Source organism: Arthrobacter sp. 05L417, assembly GCF_056397865.1.
Genome location: NZ_JBFTOG010000033.1, coordinates 1 through 17,448, shown reverse-complemented (window position 1 = coordinate 17,448; position 17,448 = coordinate 1). Strand labels below are relative to the sequence as shown.

Below are 17,448 nucleotides of genomic sequence, written 5' to 3'. Positions count from 1 at the left end.
TCCCCAAGATGTAAGCCCAACCTCCTCCGGCACTACACTGGGATCACCCGGGCCGAGGCAAAGTGCCCGGGCTGTCGAGGGAGGTCCGTGATGGCAGGCCCGTTGCTCGAGACCAAACTTCACGTCCCAGTGCCACGACGCGCGCTCGTGGCGCGCCCAAGGCTCAGCGACCGTCTGAACCAGGCCGACGAGCAAACGCTGATCCTCGTCTCAGCCCCCGCCGGCTTCGGGAAAACGACGGCGCTGACCGAGTGGTTGGCAGAAGCACCTTCCGACGGCCGATCGCTCGCCTGGCTCTCGCTCGACCAGCGGGACAACGATCCAACGCTCTTCTGGACCTACCTTGTTGCCGCGCTGGACAAGGCATCGAACGGCCTCGGCGCCCAAGCACTCGCAACACTCCGATCCCCGCAATCGAGCACTGAAGCGTTCCTGACCGTCCTGATCAACGGGTTGCAGGCCATCCCGAACAGACTTGTCTTGGTGCTAGATGACTACCATGTCATCGACAATCAGGACCTGCAGGAGGGGCTGGCCTTTCTCCTCGAGAACATGCCTGCGCATCTGCAACTGGTCATCGCGAGCCGTGCCGATCCAGCTTTGCCACTCGCGCGACTCAGGGCACGCGGCAGGCTCCTCGAGATCCGTGCCGCCGATCTCCGCTTCACACTGAAGGAAGCTGCTGCGTACTTCAACGGCGTGATGGGACTGGGTCTCACCGCGAAGGATATCGCCGCCCTCGAAGGTCGTGCCGAGGGCTGGATCGCTGCGCTCCAATTGGCCGCGCTCTCGATGCAGGGAAGGGACGACGTCGCCGGCTTCATCGCGGGCTTCGCAGGTGATGACCGCTATATCGTCGATTACCTCGTGGAAGAGGTACTTCAGCGCCAGAACGACGACGTCAGGAACTTCCTGCTGCAGACTTCCATCCTGAACAGGCTCAACGGCCCGCTCTGCGACGCCCTGACCGGCCAAAACAACGGAAAAGCGATGCTTGAGTCGCTCGATCGAGGGAACTTGTTCGTGGTTCCGCTCGACGATCGCCGCTGGTGGTACCGCTACCACCACCTCTTCGCCGACGTGCTGCGGGCACGGCTCATGGACGAGCAGCCGGGCCGCATCAACGAAATGCATGAGCGCGCAAGCCTATGGCACGAACAAAACGGCGACATTCCGGAAGCTATCCGCCACGCAACGGCCGGCAAGGACTTCGAGCGGGCCGCGGATTTGATCGAGCTCGCGATCCCTGCCATGCGCAAGGACCGCCAGGAAGCCACGCTGAGCCGCTGGCTCGAAGCGCTCCCCGGCGAACTAATACACGCGCGGCCCGGGCTGAGCGTTGCTTACGCGGGGGCGCTCCTCGCTAGCGGCGAGCTCACTGGCGTCGACGCCCGCCTCCTTGAGGCAGAGCAGTGGGTACGTACGACGGCGGAAGGCGGCGACGGCGGGAACCTCACCAGCTCGATCGCGATCTACCGTGCCGCGCAGGCGCTGGCAGTCGGGAATGTCGCCGGGGCCATGACGCACGCAACCACCGCGCTCGGCCTTGTCGGGAAAGACGATCATCTTGAGCGCGGAGCGGCTTCAGGGCTATTGGCGCTGGGCCACTGGACGAACGGAAAACTGGGCGTTGCGCACGGCCTGTGGACCGATTCCTATAACAGCCTTGAAAGGGCCGGTCACCACTCGGACATGCTCGGTTGCTCCATCGCCATGGCCGACATCCGGATTACCCAAGGCCGGCTCCGCGACGCAATGGCCATCTATGAGCGGGGTCTTGAGATCGCGGGCAGGCACCCCGAGCAAATGCTCCGGGGAACGGCCGACATGCACGTAGGAATGAGCATGCTCCTTCTTGACCGCGGCGAACTTGAAGCCGCAAAGAAGCACCTGATGACCAGCCAGAAGCTCAGCGAGGACGCCGCGCTGCCCCAAAACCCGTATCGCTCGCGGGTCGCGATGGCCCGGATCCTCCAAGCGGAAGGGGACGTGGGCGGCGCGCTTGAGCAACTCGACGAGGCCGAGCGCCTCTACGTCGGCGACTTCTTTCCCGAGGTACATCCGGTCGCGGCCGTGCGGGCGCGGATGTGGATCTCGCAGGGAAGGACGTCCGACGCTCTCCACTGGGCGCGTGAGCGCGGCATCTCCACCGAAAATGAGCTCTCCTACCTGCACGAGTTCGAGCACATCACCTTGGCCAGGGCACTACTCGCCCAGCACAGGAAGGAGCTGTCGGAGGACTCCGTCGGACGCGCGATCGCCCTGCTAGTCCGTCTCCTTCGAGCCGCGGAAGGAGGCGGCAGGACGGGGACCGTCGTCGAACTTCTGGTTCTTATGGCGCTAGCACGCAAAAAAGAAGCGGACGACGGCGGGGCGCTGGCAGCGCTGCAACGCGCGGTAGCGCTCGCCGCACCAGAGGGATACGTTTCGGTGTTCGTCGATGAGGGTGAAGCGATGGCCAACTTGCTGGAATCGCTCGCGAGCCAAGGGAGCGCCCCGGACTACGTAGACAGGCTTTTGGAGTCGTTCGGGGCCGAAACGCGCAGCACCCGGGCACAGCAACGCTTACTGGAGCCCCTGAGCGAACGCGAGCTGCAAGTGCTTCGGCTTCTTTCCTCGGAGCTGGGCGGACCGGAGATCGCGCGCGAGTTGCTCGTCTCCCTCAACACCCTCCGGACGCATACCAAGAACATCTACGCCAAGCTCGGCGCGAATAACCGCCGCTCAGCCGTCCGGCGAGCCGAGGAACTGAATCTCTTGTCGCGAAAAGATCACCACATCAATCACCAGATGTGGTGATCCCCGCTCACCACATCTCCCTCTACCTTCAAAGCTAAAGGAAGTCATCCGCAAAGGCGGCTGAACTCCACTAAGGCAGAAGGAGGGGCGATGAACGCGAGATCGGTAGACCGGGACGACACTCCGGTCGAGTACGAAGTCCGCGTCAAAGGCCATCTTGATTCCCGCTGGGCCGCTTGGTTCGAAGGATTGAGCCTCACCAACGAACACGACGGAACCACCGTCATCCGCACCCGGACCGTAGACCAAGCCGCGCTCCACGGTCTGCTGCAAAAGCTCCGCGACTTGGCGCTACCGCTCTTGGCAATCACCCAAACCGGAACCACGCAACCCGGCCAGCCGGCGTCGAACACCCCCACTTTCATCCCCAAAGAGGACCAGACCATGAAAACCGCAACCCAAACCCCAACAACCGATCATGTCCGGATGGACCCGCTGCGGAAGACCGCGATGGTCGCAGGCATCTTGTACCTGATCACCTTCGTCAGCTCGATCCCGGCGCTGTTCCTGATTTCCCCCGTCCTAAACGATCCGCACTACATCACGGGCCCCGGTGCCGACTCGACCGTCATCTTCGGCTGCTTCCTCGATCTCGTCAACGCTGTTTCCGCCGTGGGTACCGCCGTCGCACTGTTTCCTGTCGTCAAACGGCAGAACGAGGGCATCGCGCTGGGCTTCGTCACCGCCCGGATGTTTGAAGCCGCGGTGATCGTGATCGGCGTCGTCAGCCTCCTGGCTGTGGTCACTTTGCGCCAGAACGGCGGCGCAGACCCTGCCTTGGTTCCCGTAGGACAGGCGCTCGTGGCGGTTCGCGACTGGACGTTCATTCTCGGGCCGAGCCTGGTTCCGGGCGTGAGCGGGCTGCTGCTCGGGTACCTGATGTACCGTTCGGGGCTCGTGCCGCGCGTCATTCCTTTGCTTGGACTGATCGGCGGCCCGCTGCTGCTTTCGTCGACGTTCTCAACGATGTTCGGCATCAATCAGGGGCTCTCGGTGTGGTCGGGACTTGCGACCTTGCCGATCTTCGTTTGGGAGTTGTCGCTTGGCGTGTGGATGGCGGTCAAAGGCTTCAAGCCCTCGCCCATCACCACCGGGCAAATGCGCACCGCCTGAGGAACCATCCCCCCGGCGCATGTCCCGCGGCCAGCCCGGCCGCGGGACATGTCGCGTTGACGGACAACTTCAAGTTTCCAACGGTCTCGGCCCTATCAAGCGCCTGAAGGGCAGGGGTAGTCTGGACGGAATCCAAATTCGGGATATGCCTACTGGGAAGGCGGTGTTTACGAACGTGAGCCTCAAGGATGAGTGGGATCGGCTCGATTCCGAGACCCGAACATGGCTTTTGGAGAATCCGGCATGCCTGATTCTACCCTCTGCCATTTCGGCCAAGTTCAGCAGGGGCGCGCCGGAGGACATCGGGCGTGACCCGGACGGGCAGGTTGTCCTCTCCCGGGAAGACCACGATTTTGTCCGGGAGAAAGCAGAAGCCGCGGGAAAACCAATCCGGTTCCCCACGAGGGACTACCGATTCTTCGACACGGCACCGTTGCCTGTGATGCGGAGAGTACCGCCTGAAAAGTGACGCTTTCAGCGAACGCTTCGACCTGGCCGAGGCCGGAGCGTTCTGCTGGTGCGCTCGTTGATTGTTATCGACCTAAGCAGCTGTGAATGATACCGTCGTCGCTGGCTAGACATTTGGGAATACAGCACGCAATCGCGTGGGGATCTATATCCCCAGAATCAAGCGAACTCCGTAATTCGTCTCAGGGGGGACAAATGAAGAAGTCCATTGCAGCGCTTGCACTTGCAGGAACAATCGCACTGGCTGGCACCGCTCCGGCCGTGGCAGCCACCACCTACCCGGCGCCGGGCAATGAGTATGGAACCGTTTCCGACGGCACCATAGCTCGCGGCGAATCCATCACCTTTTCCGGCAGCGGCTACATCGCCGGCGAAACCATCAATATCACTTTCGAGCGGACCGGTGGCAAGAAGGCTTCGGACGGCGGGCGGCCCGCTCCGTCCAACTTCACCGTCATCGCTGACGCCACGGGCGCTTTCTCCACCGCCATTACCTTCACAGACGGTGGCAACTACACGATCGGCGCCGTTGGTGCCACGTCCGGCAACAGGCGCTGGGCAGCCGTGGTTGTGAATTCCGGGAACGGCGGAGGCAACAACGACGGCGGCGGCCACCACGGCGGCGGAAACGGCAAAGGTAATTCCGGTCTCGCGGCTGTTTCCAGCGTTACTGCCGCTGGCACCGCAATCGGCGGGGCAAACACCCTTGCCGATTCCAACCTGGTCCTGTGGTCGCTGGTCGGTGCAGGGGCTCTGGCTGCCAGCGCAGCGTCCGCAGCGGTGGTTCGCCGCCACGTTAGGAATGCTGAAGCCAGGGCCCAGGGCCCAGGCAAGTAAGGATCCTTTCCGACCCTCGGGTTCTCCGCTCAGTTGGGCTTGCGGGACACTGTCAGGGGCGTTGGACACGGAGCGTGCCGCTACCCGGCTGGCGTTCGGCCGGGGGCGGCACGCAGACGTCCGTTGAGTACGTACAGCCACTCATAGCCAACGTGTGAGCGTTGCTGGAGTGTCTCATCCCGGGGTTCGATGACCATCTTGTACGCCCGCACGCCTCCAGGGGCCGCCTCGAGGCGTGATTGGATCTCCGCGCCCCGTAGCAGCGCTAAGTTCTGCTCTCGGTTCCGCTGGATCGGGGTTCATGGATGTAATGATCGGTTATGCCCCAACGCCTGATGCTCCTTGATACGGCCTCGTTGTACTTTCGTGCCTTCTTCGGCGTACCCGATTCGATCCGCAGCGCCGATGGCACGCCCGTGAACGCCGTTCGCGGCCTGCTCGACATGATCGCCCGGCTCGCCACCGACTATGAGGCGACGCATCTGGTGGCGTGCTGGGACGAGGACTGGCGTCCGCAGTGGCGGGTGGACCTGATCCCGACGTACAAGTCGCATCGGGTCGCGGAGGAGGTGCCGGGTGCTCCCGACGTCGAAGTGGTGCCGGACGCGCTGCAGGTGCAGGTTCCCATGATCCGCAGGGTGCTCGGCCTCGCGGGCATCGCCGTCGTCGGGGCTGCCGCACACGAGGCCGACGACGTCATCGGCAGCTATGCCAGCCACGCCGACCTTCCCGTCGACGTCGTGACCGGTGACCGCGATCTCTTCCAAGTGGTCGACGACGCCCGCCAGGTGCGGGTCATCTACACGGCCAGAGGCATGAGGAACCTTGAGATCGTTACCGATGCCGTCGTCGTCGGTAAGTATCGTGTGCTGCCCGAGCAGTACGCCGACTTCGCGACGCTGCGCGGCGACGCCTCCGACGGGCTGCCGGGCGTCGCCGGGATCGGCGAGAAGACGGCGGCGTCGTTGCTCGCGGAGTACGGCACGCTCGACGGGTTGCTTGCGGCCGCGGCGGACCCGGGCAGCGGGCTGTCCGCGCCCGTGAGGTCGAAGCTCGCCGCCTCCGCCGACTACCTGGAGGTTGCTCCCGTTGTTGTGAAAGTCGTGCGCGACCTCGCACTTCCCACTCTCGAAGAGGCGCGCGCGTTGCTGCGCCCGGTCGTCGGAGATTCACGCGTTGAACTCGAGCGTCTGGCTACCGAGTGGAACCTCGGCGGCTCAGTGAAACGACTGCTAGACGCGCTCGACCTCCGTCCGTGAGGGGACTCAGCCCCACACCGGAACCACCAGGACAATAGGTGGACGTTCGTTCATCGTTTCTCCTTGACCGCGGCCTCGGCGGTGTTCCGTTGCGTGGCGGCCCAGCTGGCGAGGACTTTCAGGGCGTCCTCGGAGGGTGTCCCGGGGTCCGCTGTGTAGACGTTGATGCGCAGTCCCGGGTCCGCGGGCAGTTCCAGCGCTTCAAAGCTCAGGTCCAGGTCGCCGACGATCGGGTGGTGGAGGTGTTTGCGGCCGGCGCGGTGGTATTTCACGTCGTGGCGAGCCCATCGGGTACGGAACTCTTCGCTGCGGGTGGAGAGTTCACCGATCAGGTCCGTGAGGTCCTTGTCGTACGGATTTTTTCCGGCTGTGGAGCGCAGGACTGCGACGATGTCGTCCGCTGCGCGTTCCCAGTCGGCGAAGAACTCCCGCGCTTTCGGGTTCAGGAAGGTGAAGCGCGCGCTGTTCGGGGGAGTGGGCCCTTCGGCCATCATGTCCAGATAGAGGGCACGGCCCAGTTCGTTGGCGGCGAGGACATCCCCGCGGTCGTTGCGGACCCAGGCCGGTGCGGCCGTGATCGCATCGATGACGCGTTGCACGCTCGGCCTCACCGTCTGCGGGCTGTGCCTGCGCCGCACCCGGGGAGAGGCCGCGGCGGCGCGGGCCAGGTCAAAAAGGTGGGCCGTCTCGGCGTCGTCGAGCTTCAACGCACGTCCAAGAGCTTCGAGGACACTATCCGAGGCGCCGGAGAGGTTTCCCCGCTCAAGGCGGATGTAGTAGTCGATGCTCATCCCGGCGAGCATCGCGACTTCCTCCCGGCGCAGCCCGGTGACCCGCCGGTTGCCGCCGTAGACGGGAAGCCCGGCCTCATCGGGGGTGATCCTTGCGCGGCGGGAGGTCAGGAACTTCCGCACGTCGTCGCTGTGTGTCATGGTATCCACGCTACGCGCGGTCGCCGGGACGAGGGAGGCACTGGCGTTACCCGGAACGGCCGTGACTCCCGGCCGGCAAGGAATAACGGTTGCATTGAGAGCATGAAACCTGAACCCGCAACAGCGTCCCACCCGGGAGCGATCCTGGCGATCATCCTCCTCAGCTACTTCATGATCCTGCTGGACAACTCGGTCATCTTCACTGCCCTGCCGAGCCTGCGGGCGGATCTCCGGCTGAGCACCGGCGAGCTCTCCTGGGTGCAGGATGCGTACACGCTGGTCTTCGGCGGCCTGCTGCTCCTCGGAGCCCGGGCAGGAGACCTACTCGGCCGCCGGCGGGTTTTCCTGTTCGGGCTGGTGGTGTTCTCGATCGCGTCGCTGCTGATCGGCGTCGCCCCGGCGGGCTGGTGGGCGATCACCGGCCGCGCCGTGCAGGGTATCGGGGCGGCGATCGTCGCGCCCGCCTCACTCTCCCTGCTCACCGCGAGCTTCCCGGAAGGCCGTGAACGCACCCGGGCCGTGGCCTTGTACGGCGCTACCGCAGGCATCGGCGCCAGCCTAGGGCTGGTCATCGGCGGGGCGCTGGCACACTGGATCTCCTGGCGGGCTGGATTCTTCGTCAATGTACCTATCGGCGCCGCGATGATCGCACTCGCGCCGCGGTTCATCCCGGAATCAGGCCGGGCCCGCGGCCGCTTCGACGCCTTCGGCGCGCTCAGCGCCACCCTCGGTGTCGGCGCCCTCGTGTTCGGCGTCATCAACACGGTCGACGCCGGCTGGAGCTCGCCGGTCACAGTCACCGCCGTCAGCGCCGGCGTCGTGCTCCTGGTCGTGTTTGTGCTGATCGAGCGCACGGCGGCCCAGCCGATCATGCCGCTGCGGCTGTTCGCGAGCCGCCGCCGCACCGGCGCCTATGTCGCCCGTTTCCTGTATCTGGGCGCGATGATCGGGTTCTTCTTCTTCACCACGCAGTTCCTGCAGGAAGTGCTCGGCTTCGACCCCCTGCAGGCCGGAATCGGATTCCTTCCCATGACCGCAGTCAACTTCGCCGTCGCGATGAGCATCCCGCGGCTCATCGGCAGGATGCCGGGTTCCATCCCGCTCGTGGCCGGCATCCTGATCACCCTCGCCGGGATGTTCTGGCTCAGCCGGGTCGGTACCGACTCCGCGTACCTGACCGGGGTTGCCCTGCCGATGGTCCTCATCGGCGCGGGACAGGGTCTCGCGTTTGCGCCCCTGACCTCGTTCGGCATCATCGGAGCCCCCGCGTCCGACGCCGGCGCGGCATCGGGCCTGGTGAACACCTTCCATCAGGTGGGCACCTGCCTCGGGCTTGGCATCGCAGTCGCCGCCGCAGCGACGGTCCCGGCCACGAGGCCCGCCGTCGCGCACCTGGCCGCCCAGGTCAGCGTCGCCCTCACGACCGGCAGCATTCTCCTGCTCGTGGCACTGGCCGTCGCGGCGGCCCTCATCCTGCCCGAGGACCTCGCGGCACGCCGCGCCAAGATACCCCGGGAGGCGGCGTCGGCGCCGCAGCTCGAAGCCGCCCGCTGAACCACCCGACCACCACTTCAAGGGGGTACTGACGTGCCCTCCCACAATCCCGCACATCTGCATACCGTGAAAGGCATGGACATGGAACTAACACTCAACAACGGCGTCACAATGCCCGCCCTGGGACTGGGCGTCTTTCAAAGCGCCCCGAAGCAAACGACGGCGGCCGTCGAGGCCGCGCTGGCCACCGGCTACCGGCACATCGACACCGCCGCAGCCTACGGCAACGAACGGGAAGTCGGTGAAGGCATCCGCGCCTCCGGCCTGGATCGTCCGGAGGTGTTCGTCGAGACCAAGGTCTGGGTCAGCGACTACGGTTACGAGCAGACCCTGCATGCCTGGGACAAAGCGACGGGCAAGCTCGGCGTCGACTACCTGGACCTATTCATCCTGCACCAGCCCGCACCCGACCGGTTCGAGAAAACCATCGCCGCATACAAGGCGCTGGAGACCCTGTTCGCCGATGGGCGAGTGCGGGCGATCGGCGTCAGCAACTTCATGCCGCACCACCTGAAGCAATTGCTCGACTCGACTGACGTCGTCCCGGCGGTGAACCAAATCGAACTTCACCCCTACTTCACCCAGCGGGAGGTCCAGGCCGCCGACGCCGGGCACGGCATCCTTACCCAGGCCTGGTCCCCGATCGGAGGGATCACCTTCTACCCCGGCTGGGGTGAGGAGCGCCGGAACGTCATGAAGGACCCTGCAATCGCCGCCATCGCACGGGCACATGACAAGAGTCCCGCACAGGTCATGCTCCGCTGGCACCTGCAACAGGGCCGCTCGGCCATCCCGAAGTCGACCAACCCGGCACGCATCGCCGAAAACTTCGACGTGTTCAACTTCGAGCTCGGAGCCGACGAACTCGCCGCCATCGACGCGCTCGACACCGGCGTGCGCAACGGACCGGACCCTGACGTAGCCCGCGAGGAACGCTTCGCCATGGTCATCCCCGAAGCGTAAGACAAAGAGAAGGAGGACCCACCCAGGCTTCGGTGCTTCGACCACGAGGTCGTGGTCGGCTTCTTGCGGGAGTCCGGAGACTGTTGCGGTGGCGACGCGCCCGGTGCCTTTGACGAATATCGGGAAGGCCCCGCCGTGGGAGACATAGCGCGCTTCATCGAACCATCCGTTGTCTTCGAGCCTGCCTCGCGCCCGCGGAGACCGTCAGGTCCGCCACGCGGGCCCGGGACGCCGGCGTCGAGCATGTCGAGCTGTCCTCCAGGAGAGCATCCGGCGCGGTCTCCAGCACCTCCCCGGCGTAGCCACACCCAGCGAAATACTGCGCGCGAATGCCCTCGGCCAGAGTCAGCGTCGTCGGGCTAAGCTCAGACTTTTCCTCCGACTCCGGGGCAGCGTCCCGAACCGCGCAGCCCCGGGCACCATCACATCAGCGTCACATTGCCCTGGGCCAGACATTCCAAGACGGACACCGCCATGACCTCTGACAACGAGCGCCGCCCGCAGGCGGTCCTGTGGGACATGGACGGCACGCTCGTCGACACGAAGCCGTACTGGCTAGCCGCCCAGACGGAGCTGGCGCAGGAACATGGAATCGTTTGGACCACGCTAGACGCCCGGGCCACAGTCGGGCAGGCTATGCCAGCGACAGCGCGGATACTGAGGGAAAATGGGGTGGATCTCTCCATTTCGAAGATCATCGACGAGCTCATCGAACGCGTTGTGGCGAAACTGGAAGAAGGCATCCCGTGGCTTCCGGAGGCGGAACGAATCCTGGCCGGAAATTGAGGAGCATCCGGGGACGATTCAAGCCATTGCGGTGCTTGTTGACGCGGTTTCCTGCTCGCACCTACCATGGCGTTGCTGGCCTGTGAAGCTCGCTGTCACGGGCGGAGGGAAGCTGAAGATGGCAGCTCCGTGATCACCGATTTCGGTGCGGTCCCCGTTGCGTCGATTCCCCGTCACTGGTGCGGGGGATACCCCGCAACAGCGCTGCCGACTGCATGGTCGTCGGTCTTCTTGGGAAGAATGCTGGAGCCGGAGCGCTGTTGAAGAGCCGCATCCGGAAAAGAATGGAACACCCCTGATGAACGCTGAGCAGGCTTCGGGACGGGAACGTCCGGTGTTGATGATGCGCACGCTGGTCCGCGGCCTGGCGTGGGACGTTGGGTTACCGCTGGCTGCCTACTACGCCGTGCACCTTGCCGGTGCTACGGACTGGGTCGCGCTGCTGACGGCGACCGGGGCCGCCGGCTGCCGGCTGTTGTGGACCGCGTTGAAGCGACATTCCCTGAACCCGTTTGCGATGCTGATGGTCATCATCTTCGGACTCGGCCTGGGTCTGTCTTTCCTCACTGGTGACCCGCGGTTTCTCCTCCTCAAGGACTCGGCTATCACCGGTGGCATGGGTATTTCGTTCCTCGCTTTTGCCGCGCTGGGACATCCCTTGACATTGGACGCAGCCAAGACGTGGAGACCGGAGCGTGCCGGGGAGATGGACCGGGATTTCCACAGCAACCCGGCGGCGCACCGGTGGCACCTAAAGGTTTCCGCCGTTTGGGGTGCGGGACTGATTGCTGAAGCCAGCACGCGAGCCGTCCTGGTCTATCTGCTGCCTATTGATGTCATGGTGGGGATTTCTGCCGCCCTGGCAGTGATCGTTTTCGCCGCCCTCATCGCCTGGACTGTCTGGGACAGGAAAAGACGGCAAGCGGCGTGGTCTTCCTGACGGCGCGCCAGCTCTCGCGCTTCCTGAGCGACCACGGAGTCTGGACGTGAGCTCCCGCCAAGTGTTCCTTCGGGTGCGAAACGGCGGCACTATGGAGGGAAGCCGAGCACAGCGTGGGGGAGCGGTGCTCCGCGCGATCGGCTGTCCGATGATGGAGGGAGAGAGTGGGATGGTTGCGCAGGGATCCCGCCGACGTCCGAGATTCCCGGGATGGGAAGTCGGGCCCGTGGCAGTCGGATTGGGCCTGGTGGCCCACCTGGTCTCGGGTGGCGTGTCTCCCGGGATTCCGGTGCTGATCGCGCTGACGGCTCTGCTGAGCATGTGTGCTTCGCTGCTTGCTCGGATCAACCTACCGAGTTGGCTATTGCTCGTTCTCTGCGGCCTGGCCCAGCAGGTTCTGCATCTGGCCTTCGACCGGCTCTCGGGGACCTTCTTGCTTGGCGCGCCTGCCCAACATCAGCATGCAGCGACGGGTTTGCAGCCTGGGCAGCTGACCGCGCCCCCTTTGGTGGCGTCCGGGCACTCACCGGATTTGATGCTGGACACGCACGTTGCCGCAGCCTTGCTGACAGCGTTGCTCGTCGCCCGGGCGGACATATCGGTCACGCGAGCGTTGGCCCTGCTCCATCGCACGACTTCGGGAGATCCACGCAAAGCCCATCCGGGCACTCCTTAGCCATCCCCTACCAACCACGAACCTTCATTCGTGCGCAGCCGACGAGTGGACATCCTCGATAGACCAGTTTGGAGGCCAGATGGCTCACCCTGGATGGCCCCGGCTTCGGGTCGATGATTGGACCGCGAGCCGGGAGACCGTGCACATGTGGACCCAGATCATCGGAAAAATCCGCATGGCGCACGCACCGATGCTGAACCACTGGTGGCAGGTGACGCTGTACGTCACTCCGCGCGGACTGACGACGTCAATGATCCCGTACGGCCGCGGCGCGTACGACATCGAGTTCGACTTCCTTCAGCACAGGCTCCACATACGCTCCAGCAACGGAACTTCAGCATTCGTCGTTCTCGGAGCCAAGTCGGTGGCCGAGTTCCATTCCGAGGTATTCGAGGCCTTGGGCCGGCTCGGTATCGAGGCGTCTATCCGCGGTATCCCGAACGAGGTGGACCCGGCCATACCATTCGCCGAGGACCATCAGCATGCCACCTACGACTCCGAGGCCGTCGGGTTGTTCTGGCGGCAATTGGTCCAGTCGGACCGGGTCCTGAATGAATTCAGGTCCCGGTTCAGGGGCAAGGCAAGTCCCGTCCACTTCTTCTGGGGAGGCATGGACCTTGCCTACGCGCGCTTCTCCGGACGGGCGGCGCCGACCCACCCCGGAGGCGTCCCGAACTGCGCAGACTGGGTAATGGTGGAGGGCTACTCCCATGAGCTGAGCAGTTGCGGGTTTTGGCCCGGGGGAGGGGACGAAGGAGCCTTCTATGCTTATTCCTATCCCGAGCCCGCCGGCTACGCCGAATATGTGAACGACACCGATGGTGTCGCTTACAACAATGACGGCAGGCTCTACCTCCTCCCGTATGAGAACGTCCGTACGGCGTCGAACCCCGACAAGGCGCTGTTGCGGTTCCTGCAATCCACCTACGAGGCGGCCGCGGAGACGGGCCGCTGGGACCGAGCCGCGCTGGAGGTGGATCCGGCCCGCCGGCCGCGCTGACGACGAGGCCAGTGTTCCTTCGGCGCGAAATAGCCGGGCGTAAAGTAGTTGGTGGTCCAGAGGCACTCCGATACGAGGGAAGCCACAATGAATGCAGAACTAGGAATCGACGTTTCGATTGCACCCAGCGGACCTGGTTGCGTTGAATGCGAGGCCAATGGAGGCTGGTGGCTGCACCTTCGGCGGTGCGCCCAGTGCGGGCACATCGGCTGCTGCGACAACTCGCCGGGGCAGCACGCCACGGCCCATGCGCAATCCAGCGGCCACCCGGTCATCCGCAGCTTCGAACCGGGCGAGGACTGGTTCTTCAGCTATCCCGACTCTGCATTTTTCGCCGGACCGGAACTTGAACCGCCGGCGCATCACCCGCTCGATCAAGGCGTTCCGGGCCCGGCCCTACGCGTCCCGGCTGACTGGCAGCAGCGACTGCACTGACCGATCAGGATGATACGGCGGATGCCGTGTTGCTTGAGCTGCAGGTCGAGGTCGGAATTGGCGAATCCGCTCGATCCCCAGTGCTCGTGGATGACGATTCACCCGGCCGGGGCTGGAAGGCATCGTGGAATGATCCGCCCCAGGTATCTTTGGCGAAGGGCTGGGCCTCCGACTACGTGCGGAGTATGGGGTTTCTAGGAAGCGTCGGTAATGTCGGCCAGAAACCAGTCCGGGGAGCTCAGATTCCGCTGCAGATGGAAGGTACGCAATGCGGAGTCGGAGTTGAGGCGGACCTGTAGCCGCCAGTATTCAACGGATGCGAGGCCTTCGCTGTCGGTGGCGGCCGAGTCGCTGCCATCCCGCCAGCTTCCGCGCCCGAACCAGTGCTCGGCGCCGGCCTCGGGATCCACGGCCCAGATGCTGCCGTCATATCGAACGGCCAACGGGATGCCGTCGGGGCTGAAGCGGACGGCGATCTCTTCTAGCGTGAGTGTGGCCTCGGCAGTGAGTGTCATTGATGTGTTCTTTCCCGGGTTGTACCGCGCCCCGTTGTCACGCGGGCTTCGCGAGGGCTGGCTCGGTTTTGTACGCACTCTTTTAATCGTTTGTGTCCACGGAAAAGGTACGCCCTCTGCAAAAGTCTTCGCTGCGAATCTCGCGGTTGCCTACGTTTGATTGGCCCCCGAATTGATTTCACAAACAGCGGCGCGATGCCTGCTGTCATGACTATAGTTTCCGGCTTAGGACTTTCGGTTACAGAAGCGATCGGACGTGGGCAGAAGAGCACTCCGAGAGGCAAGAACAGGGCAGATAATAGTGCTGAGCGAACCTTGGCAGGGCTCCACCTGGGAGGCGATGAAATGATTGCGGAAATCATTGTCCAAGTGGTGGCAGAGCTGATCCAGGGATGGTTCGATTGGCGGCCGACGGCTCGCCAGCGTGTCTTAAGGGCCCTGGATCTCTCAAAAAAGCCCGTCCTGTCGATGGAGCAGCGGGAATTCGGGCGGAAGTGGCTCACATACGGCCTGGGACATGTTGCGGACCTCGGGCTCGAATCTCAAGCAGGGGAGATTCAGAAGGCGCTGAAGCGTGTTGCATCCTTCCCCTGGGAAACCAGGGAGTAAGGCACTCGTTTCTGTCACGAAGCCCCTCAGTCCTGGGCTTTGCAGGTGATCTAGCTTCGCGCGTCCCTACTCGCGGCGAGTGCAAGCCCTGCCGGAGTTTCGTTGTCCGTGGTCACCGTCGAGGCCAGGAATGTTCCCACGACGCAGAAGAGCAACGGCAGCAAGAAGGCTAAGGTCAGGCCGAAGATGCCGCCCAGCCATCCAATGATCGCGGGGCCCGCTAGAAGCCCGATGTACCCGGAGCTCACAACGCGCGAGAGCGTCTTGCCCGCATCTGATCGGCCGATACTCCCGGCCGCAGTGTAAACCTGCGGAATGATCCCAGAGAGGCCCAAGCCGAAAAGCAGCCAACCGAAGAGGGACAAGGGATAGAAGGGAGACGCGACCACGACGAGCACTCCGGCTGCCGCAAGTAGAGATCCGAATCTCACGACCTTGACGGGTCCGACCGCATGTGAAACACGGTCCGCAAGGAGTCGGCCAAGGGTCATCGCGGCAGCGAAGGCCCCATACGCCAACGCAGCTGCCGCCTCCGGTTCGGCCAAATGCTCAACGGTTTGAAGTGCGCTCCAATCATTAGCTGCGCCTTCGGAGAGCAGCACCAAAAACGCGAGTAGTGCAAGGGCCAGCATTCTGCGCTTGGGTGCCGTTGGATGGTCTGGGGAGGCTGTCTCGCCCGATGTAGCGGGGTCTTCGTGTGAATCGAGCAATTCCTCAGAGGCTTTCGGAAGCATCGAGAATGCCGACCAAGCGGTACCAATCAGGCCCAGCAGGGCGGCGCCCAGTAGGATCCATGACACGTGTAGGTGGATCGCCTGGCCAGCAGCCCCTGTGACAGCACCCAAGGCTCCGCCGAGTGAGAAGAACGCGTGGAAGGCGGACATGATCGGCCGTCGATAGCCACGCTCGACCACCACCGCGTGCTGGTTCATCGCGACGTCTGTTAGGCCGTGACCGAGTCCAAAAATGAAGAGTGCGATGCCCAAGCTAAGAGCATCTGAAGCCATGCCGGGAAGGTTCACTGAGACCAGGAGAAGGCCAAGGCCCATCAGCGTCGGAGTTCTGCTGCCGAAGCGCTTGATGAGAAGCCCTGCGAATTGCATCGAGATGAGCGCACCGAGGCCAAGCAAAAGGATCAGCCCGCCGAGAACAGCGTGGGAAGTTCCTGTTCGTTGCTGGATGTCGGGGATGTTTACTAGCCAAATCGCCGTGAGGAACCCCACGATGGCGAATGCTCCGAAAACACCTGATCGTGCCCGTAGCAGTTGCGGGGAAGTGTTGCTGAGAGATGCAGCCATTGGAAGTCCTTTAGATAGGGTCGGCGACTCGCGGTGTGGAGACCCAAGTTGCTAATAGACATTACTAGATTTCGTTTGATCATGTTCGATGTATCATTTGATCATGAATGGAACCAAACGGCACGAGCGCATTTTGGAGCGACTGAACAGGGATGGGAAGGTCGACGTGGCCGGGCTGTCCGAGGAGTTTGGCATTTCTGAAGTGACCATTCGCCGCGACCTGGAACACCTTGCCCAGGCCGGTGTCTTACGGCGGACACGCGGCGGTGCGGTGAGCATGATGATGCTCGGAGAGGGACTTCCGTACGCCATGAGGGAAATAGAAGTCGCGGAAACCAAACAACTTCTGGCGGCAGCGGTTGCCAAGCTGGTCCGAAGCGGTGAGGCCGTGGCCCTCGATAGCGGCACGACCTGCGTTGAGATAGCCCGTGTCCTCGTCGGCACCAGGCTCACCGTGATGCCGTTTTCAGTCCAGGCGATCGGCGCCTTGTTCGGAAACTCCACGATAAATCTCATTATCCCCGGCGGGTCCGTTCGCCATGATGAGGGATCGATAGTGGGGCCCCTGGCGGAGGCATCACTCCGCTCTGTTCGGTTCGACACAGCCATCATTTCGCCGTGCGGGGCATCGCCGGAAGATGGTGTGATGGCGCACGATCTCCAGGACGCTGCCGTCAAGCGAGCCATCATTGATGCCTCCAGAAGGACGATTCTGGTTGCTGACAGCAGCAAGTTCTCCCGCTCGGCCATGGCCGCAGTTTGTCCGTTGGAGTCAATCGACATCTTGGTGACTGACGCGGCAGTGCCTGAGCAGGTGGTTGAACGACTAAGCGCCGGTGGGGTGCAAGTAGTTGTGGTTTGAATCATGAGTCTCCACGGCTCATTCAAGAAGACCGGCAATGCACACGGGCAGGCAGTCGCCCCTTGAACGTCCTTAGTCCTGGCTGAATGCGGCGTCGAAGCTGGTTTGGGAGGGCGGGTAGTCGTATTTTTTGAGGTTGGCGAGGGCTTCGGGGGCGCCGTGGAGGCGGTCCATGCCGGCGTCTTCCCATTCGACGGAGATCGGGCCGGTGTAGCCGATGGCGGTGAGGGCCCGGAAGGAGGATTCCCAGGGGACGTCGCCGCGTCCGGCGGAGACGAAGTCCCAGCCGCGGCGGGGGTCGCCCCAGGGCAGGTGGGAGCCCATGACGGTGTTGCGGCCGGTGGGGCGCAGCTTGGTGTCCTTGCAGTCCACGTGGTAGATCCGGTCCTTGAAGTCCCAGAT

Annotated in this window: 18 protein-coding genes and 1 pseudogene; 14 read left to right on the top strand and 5 right to left on the bottom strand. The window is 63.7% G+C overall.

Translation table 11 applies throughout. The annotated features are described in order from the left end of the window. Positions 1 to 90 precede the first annotated feature (90 nt). The 5 genes from AC1DJW_RS19780 (at position 91) to AC1DJW_RS19760 (ending at position 6,476) form a co-directional block, all read left to right on the top strand. The gene (locus AC1DJW_RS19780; protein ID WP_476902290.1) at positions 91 to 2,799 is read left to right on the top strand and encodes a winged helix-turn-helix domain-containing protein; all 2,709 of its coding nucleotides are present in this window, start codon (positions 91 to 93) and stop codon (positions 2,797 to 2,799) included. 90 nt (positions 2,800 to 2,889) lie between these two features. Next, positions 2,890 to 3,912 carry a DUF4386 domain-containing protein gene (locus AC1DJW_RS19775; RefSeq protein ID WP_476902289.1) on the top strand — a complete coding sequence of 341 codons (1,023 nt, stop codon included), beginning with the start codon at positions 2,890 to 2,892 and terminating at the stop codon, positions 3,910 to 3,912. A gap of 145 nt (positions 3,913 to 4,057) precedes the next feature. After that, the gene (locus AC1DJW_RS19770; RefSeq protein ID WP_476902288.1) at positions 4,058 to 4,381 is read left to right on the top strand and encodes a hypothetical protein; all 324 of its coding nucleotides are present in this window, start codon (positions 4,058 to 4,060) and stop codon (positions 4,379 to 4,381) included. A 194-nt stretch (positions 4,382 to 4,575) separates the two neighbouring features. Next, complete coding sequence (locus AC1DJW_RS19765) at positions 4,576 to 5,217, top strand: hypothetical protein (protein WP_390280275.1); 642 nt, start codon at positions 4,576 to 4,578, stop codon at positions 5,215 to 5,217. A gap of 320 nt (positions 5,218 to 5,537) precedes the next feature. Continuing rightward, complete coding sequence (locus tag AC1DJW_RS19760) at positions 5,538 to 6,476, top strand: 5'-3' exonuclease (protein ID WP_459342288.1); 939 nt, start codon at positions 5,538 to 5,540, stop codon at positions 6,474 to 6,476. Between the two features lie 50 nt (positions 6,477 to 6,526). Here AC1DJW_RS19760 and AC1DJW_RS19755 read toward each other — a convergent pair whose 3' ends face one another. Then, positions 6,527 to 7,408, bottom strand: coding sequence for a helix-turn-helix transcriptional regulator (locus AC1DJW_RS19755; protein ID WP_390280271.1), 882 nt, complete (start codon positions 7,406 to 7,408; stop codon positions 6,527 to 6,529). Between the two features lie 102 nt (positions 7,409 to 7,510). Between AC1DJW_RS19755 and AC1DJW_RS19750 the strand changes: the two genes are divergently transcribed. Beyond that, positions 7,511 to 8,962, top strand: coding sequence for an MFS transporter (locus AC1DJW_RS19750; protein WP_476902287.1), 1,452 nt, complete (start codon positions 7,511 to 7,513; stop codon positions 8,960 to 8,962). An 81-nt stretch (positions 8,963 to 9,043) separates the two neighbouring features. Then, positions 9,044 to 9,925, top strand: coding sequence for an aldo/keto reductase (locus tag AC1DJW_RS19745; RefSeq protein WP_459342291.1), 882 nt, complete (start codon positions 9,044 to 9,046; stop codon positions 9,923 to 9,925). Positions 9,926 to 9,970: 45 nt separating this feature from the next. Here the strand turns inward: AC1DJW_RS19745 and AC1DJW_RS19740 are convergent. Continuing rightward, positions 9,971 to 10,072: pseudogene (locus AC1DJW_RS19740) on the bottom strand (heme-binding protein); the annotation flags it as partial. Between the two features lie 327 nt (positions 10,073 to 10,399). On the opposite strand from AC1DJW_RS19740, the gene AC1DJW_RS19735 reads away from it, so the two are divergent. From AC1DJW_RS19735 to AC1DJW_RS19715, 5 genes are all read left to right on the top strand, one after another. After that, positions 10,400 to 10,711, top strand: a complete 312-nt coding sequence (locus AC1DJW_RS19735; protein WP_390280265.1) for an HAD family hydrolase — start codon at positions 10,400 to 10,402, stop codon at positions 10,709 to 10,711. Positions 10,712 to 11,009: 298 nt separating this feature from the next. Next, complete coding sequence (locus tag AC1DJW_RS19730) at positions 11,010 to 11,651, top strand: VC0807 family protein (protein ID WP_476902286.1); 642 nt, start codon at positions 11,010 to 11,012, stop codon at positions 11,649 to 11,651. Between the two features lie 226 nt (positions 11,652 to 11,877). After that, positions 11,878 to 12,327 (top strand): hypothetical protein, encoded by a 450-nt coding sequence (locus tag AC1DJW_RS19725; RefSeq protein ID WP_476902285.1) that lies wholly within the window; start codon positions 11,878 to 11,880, stop codon positions 12,325 to 12,327. Positions 12,328 to 12,406: 79 nt separating this feature from the next. Continuing rightward, positions 12,407 to 13,327: a DUF5996 family protein gene (locus AC1DJW_RS19720; protein WP_476902284.1), complete on the top strand. Its 921-nt coding sequence runs from the start codon at positions 12,407 to 12,409 to the stop codon at positions 13,325 to 13,327. Positions 13,328 to 13,414: 87 nt separating this feature from the next. Then, the gene (locus tag AC1DJW_RS19715) at positions 13,415 to 13,762 is read left to right on the top strand and encodes a UBP-type zinc finger domain-containing protein (protein WP_284754879.1); all 348 of its coding nucleotides are present in this window, start codon (positions 13,415 to 13,417) and stop codon (positions 13,760 to 13,762) included. Between the two features lie 194 nt (positions 13,763 to 13,956). On the opposite strand, the gene AC1DJW_RS19710 is transcribed toward AC1DJW_RS19715, so the two are convergent. Beyond that, positions 13,957 to 14,277: a hypothetical protein gene (locus AC1DJW_RS19710; RefSeq protein ID WP_476902283.1), complete on the bottom strand. Its 321-nt coding sequence runs from the start codon at positions 14,275 to 14,277 to the stop codon at positions 13,957 to 13,959. A gap of 207 nt (positions 14,278 to 14,484) precedes the next feature. On the opposite strand from AC1DJW_RS19710, the gene AC1DJW_RS19705 reads away from it, so the two are divergent. Further along, positions 14,485 to 14,886 carry a hypothetical protein gene (locus AC1DJW_RS19705; RefSeq protein WP_459342293.1) on the top strand — a complete coding sequence of 134 codons (402 nt, stop codon included), beginning with the start codon at positions 14,485 to 14,487 and terminating at the stop codon, positions 14,884 to 14,886. A 50-nt stretch (positions 14,887 to 14,936) separates the two neighbouring features. Here AC1DJW_RS19705 and AC1DJW_RS19700 read toward each other — a convergent pair whose 3' ends face one another. Further along, positions 14,937 to 16,184: an MFS transporter gene (locus AC1DJW_RS19700; protein ID WP_476902282.1), complete on the bottom strand. Its 1,248-nt coding sequence runs from the start codon at positions 16,182 to 16,184 to the stop codon at positions 14,937 to 14,939. Between the two features lie 103 nt (positions 16,185 to 16,287). Between AC1DJW_RS19700 and AC1DJW_RS19695 the strand changes: the two genes are divergently transcribed. Then, positions 16,288 to 17,046 (top strand): DeoR/GlpR family DNA-binding transcription regulator, encoded by a 759-nt coding sequence (locus AC1DJW_RS19695; RefSeq protein WP_476902281.1) that lies wholly within the window; start codon positions 16,288 to 16,290, stop codon positions 17,044 to 17,046. A 72-nt stretch (positions 17,047 to 17,118) separates the two neighbouring features. On the opposite strand, the gene AC1DJW_RS19690 is transcribed toward AC1DJW_RS19695, so the two are convergent. After that, positions 17,119 to 17,448 (bottom strand): sugar phosphate isomerase/epimerase family protein (locus AC1DJW_RS19690; protein WP_476902280.1); only part of this gene is annotated, 330 nt, incomplete at its 5' end.

Coding starts and splice junctions, on each gene's coding strand:
- AC1DJW_RS19775 (WP_476902289.1), top strand. CDS start 2,890: ATGAACGCGAGATCGGTAGACCGGGACGACACTCCGGTCGAGTACGAA.
- AC1DJW_RS19710 (WP_476902283.1), bottom strand. CDS start 14,277: ATGACACTCACTGCCGAGGCCACACTCACGCTAGAAGAGATCGCCGTC.
- AC1DJW_RS19715 (WP_284754879.1), top strand. CDS start 13,415: ATGAATGCAGAACTAGGAATCGACGTTTCGATTGCACCCAGCGGACCT.
- AC1DJW_RS19720 (WP_476902284.1), top strand. CDS start 12,407: ATGGCTCACCCTGGATGGCCCCGGCTTCGGGTCGATGATTGGACCGCG.
- AC1DJW_RS19780 (WP_476902290.1), top strand. CDS start 91: ATGGCAGGCCCGTTGCTCGAGACCAAACTTCACGTCCCAGTGCCACGA.
- AC1DJW_RS19735 (WP_390280265.1), top strand. CDS start 10,400: ATGACCTCTGACAACGAGCGCCGCCCGCAGGCGGTCCTGTGGGACATG.
- AC1DJW_RS19700 (WP_476902282.1), bottom strand. CDS start 16,184: ATGGCTGCATCTCTCAGCAACACTTCCCCGCAACTGCTACGGGCACGA.
- AC1DJW_RS19730 (WP_476902286.1), top strand. CDS start 11,010: ATGAACGCTGAGCAGGCTTCGGGACGGGAACGTCCGGTGTTGATGATG.
- AC1DJW_RS19770 (WP_476902288.1), top strand. CDS start 4,058: ATGCCTACTGGGAAGGCGGTGTTTACGAACGTGAGCCTCAAGGATGAG.
- AC1DJW_RS19765 (WP_390280275.1), top strand. CDS start 4,576: ATGAAGAAGTCCATTGCAGCGCTTGCACTTGCAGGAACAATCGCACTG.
- AC1DJW_RS19705 (WP_459342293.1), top strand. CDS start 14,485: ATGACTATAGTTTCCGGCTTAGGACTTTCGGTTACAGAAGCGATCGGA.
- AC1DJW_RS19695 (WP_476902281.1), top strand. CDS start 16,288: ATGAATGGAACCAAACGGCACGAGCGCATTTTGGAGCGACTGAACAGG.
- AC1DJW_RS19745 (WP_459342291.1), top strand. CDS start 9,044: ATGGAACTAACACTCAACAACGGCGTCACAATGCCCGCCCTGGGACTG.
- AC1DJW_RS19755 (WP_390280271.1), bottom strand. CDS start 7,408: ATGACACACAGCGACGACGTGCGGAAGTTCCTGACCTCCCGCCGCGCA.
- AC1DJW_RS19750 (WP_476902287.1), top strand. CDS start 7,511: ATGAAACCTGAACCCGCAACAGCGTCCCACCCGGGAGCGATCCTGGCG.
- AC1DJW_RS19760 (WP_459342288.1), top strand. CDS start 5,538: ATGCCCCAACGCCTGATGCTCCTTGATACGGCCTCGTTGTACTTTCGT.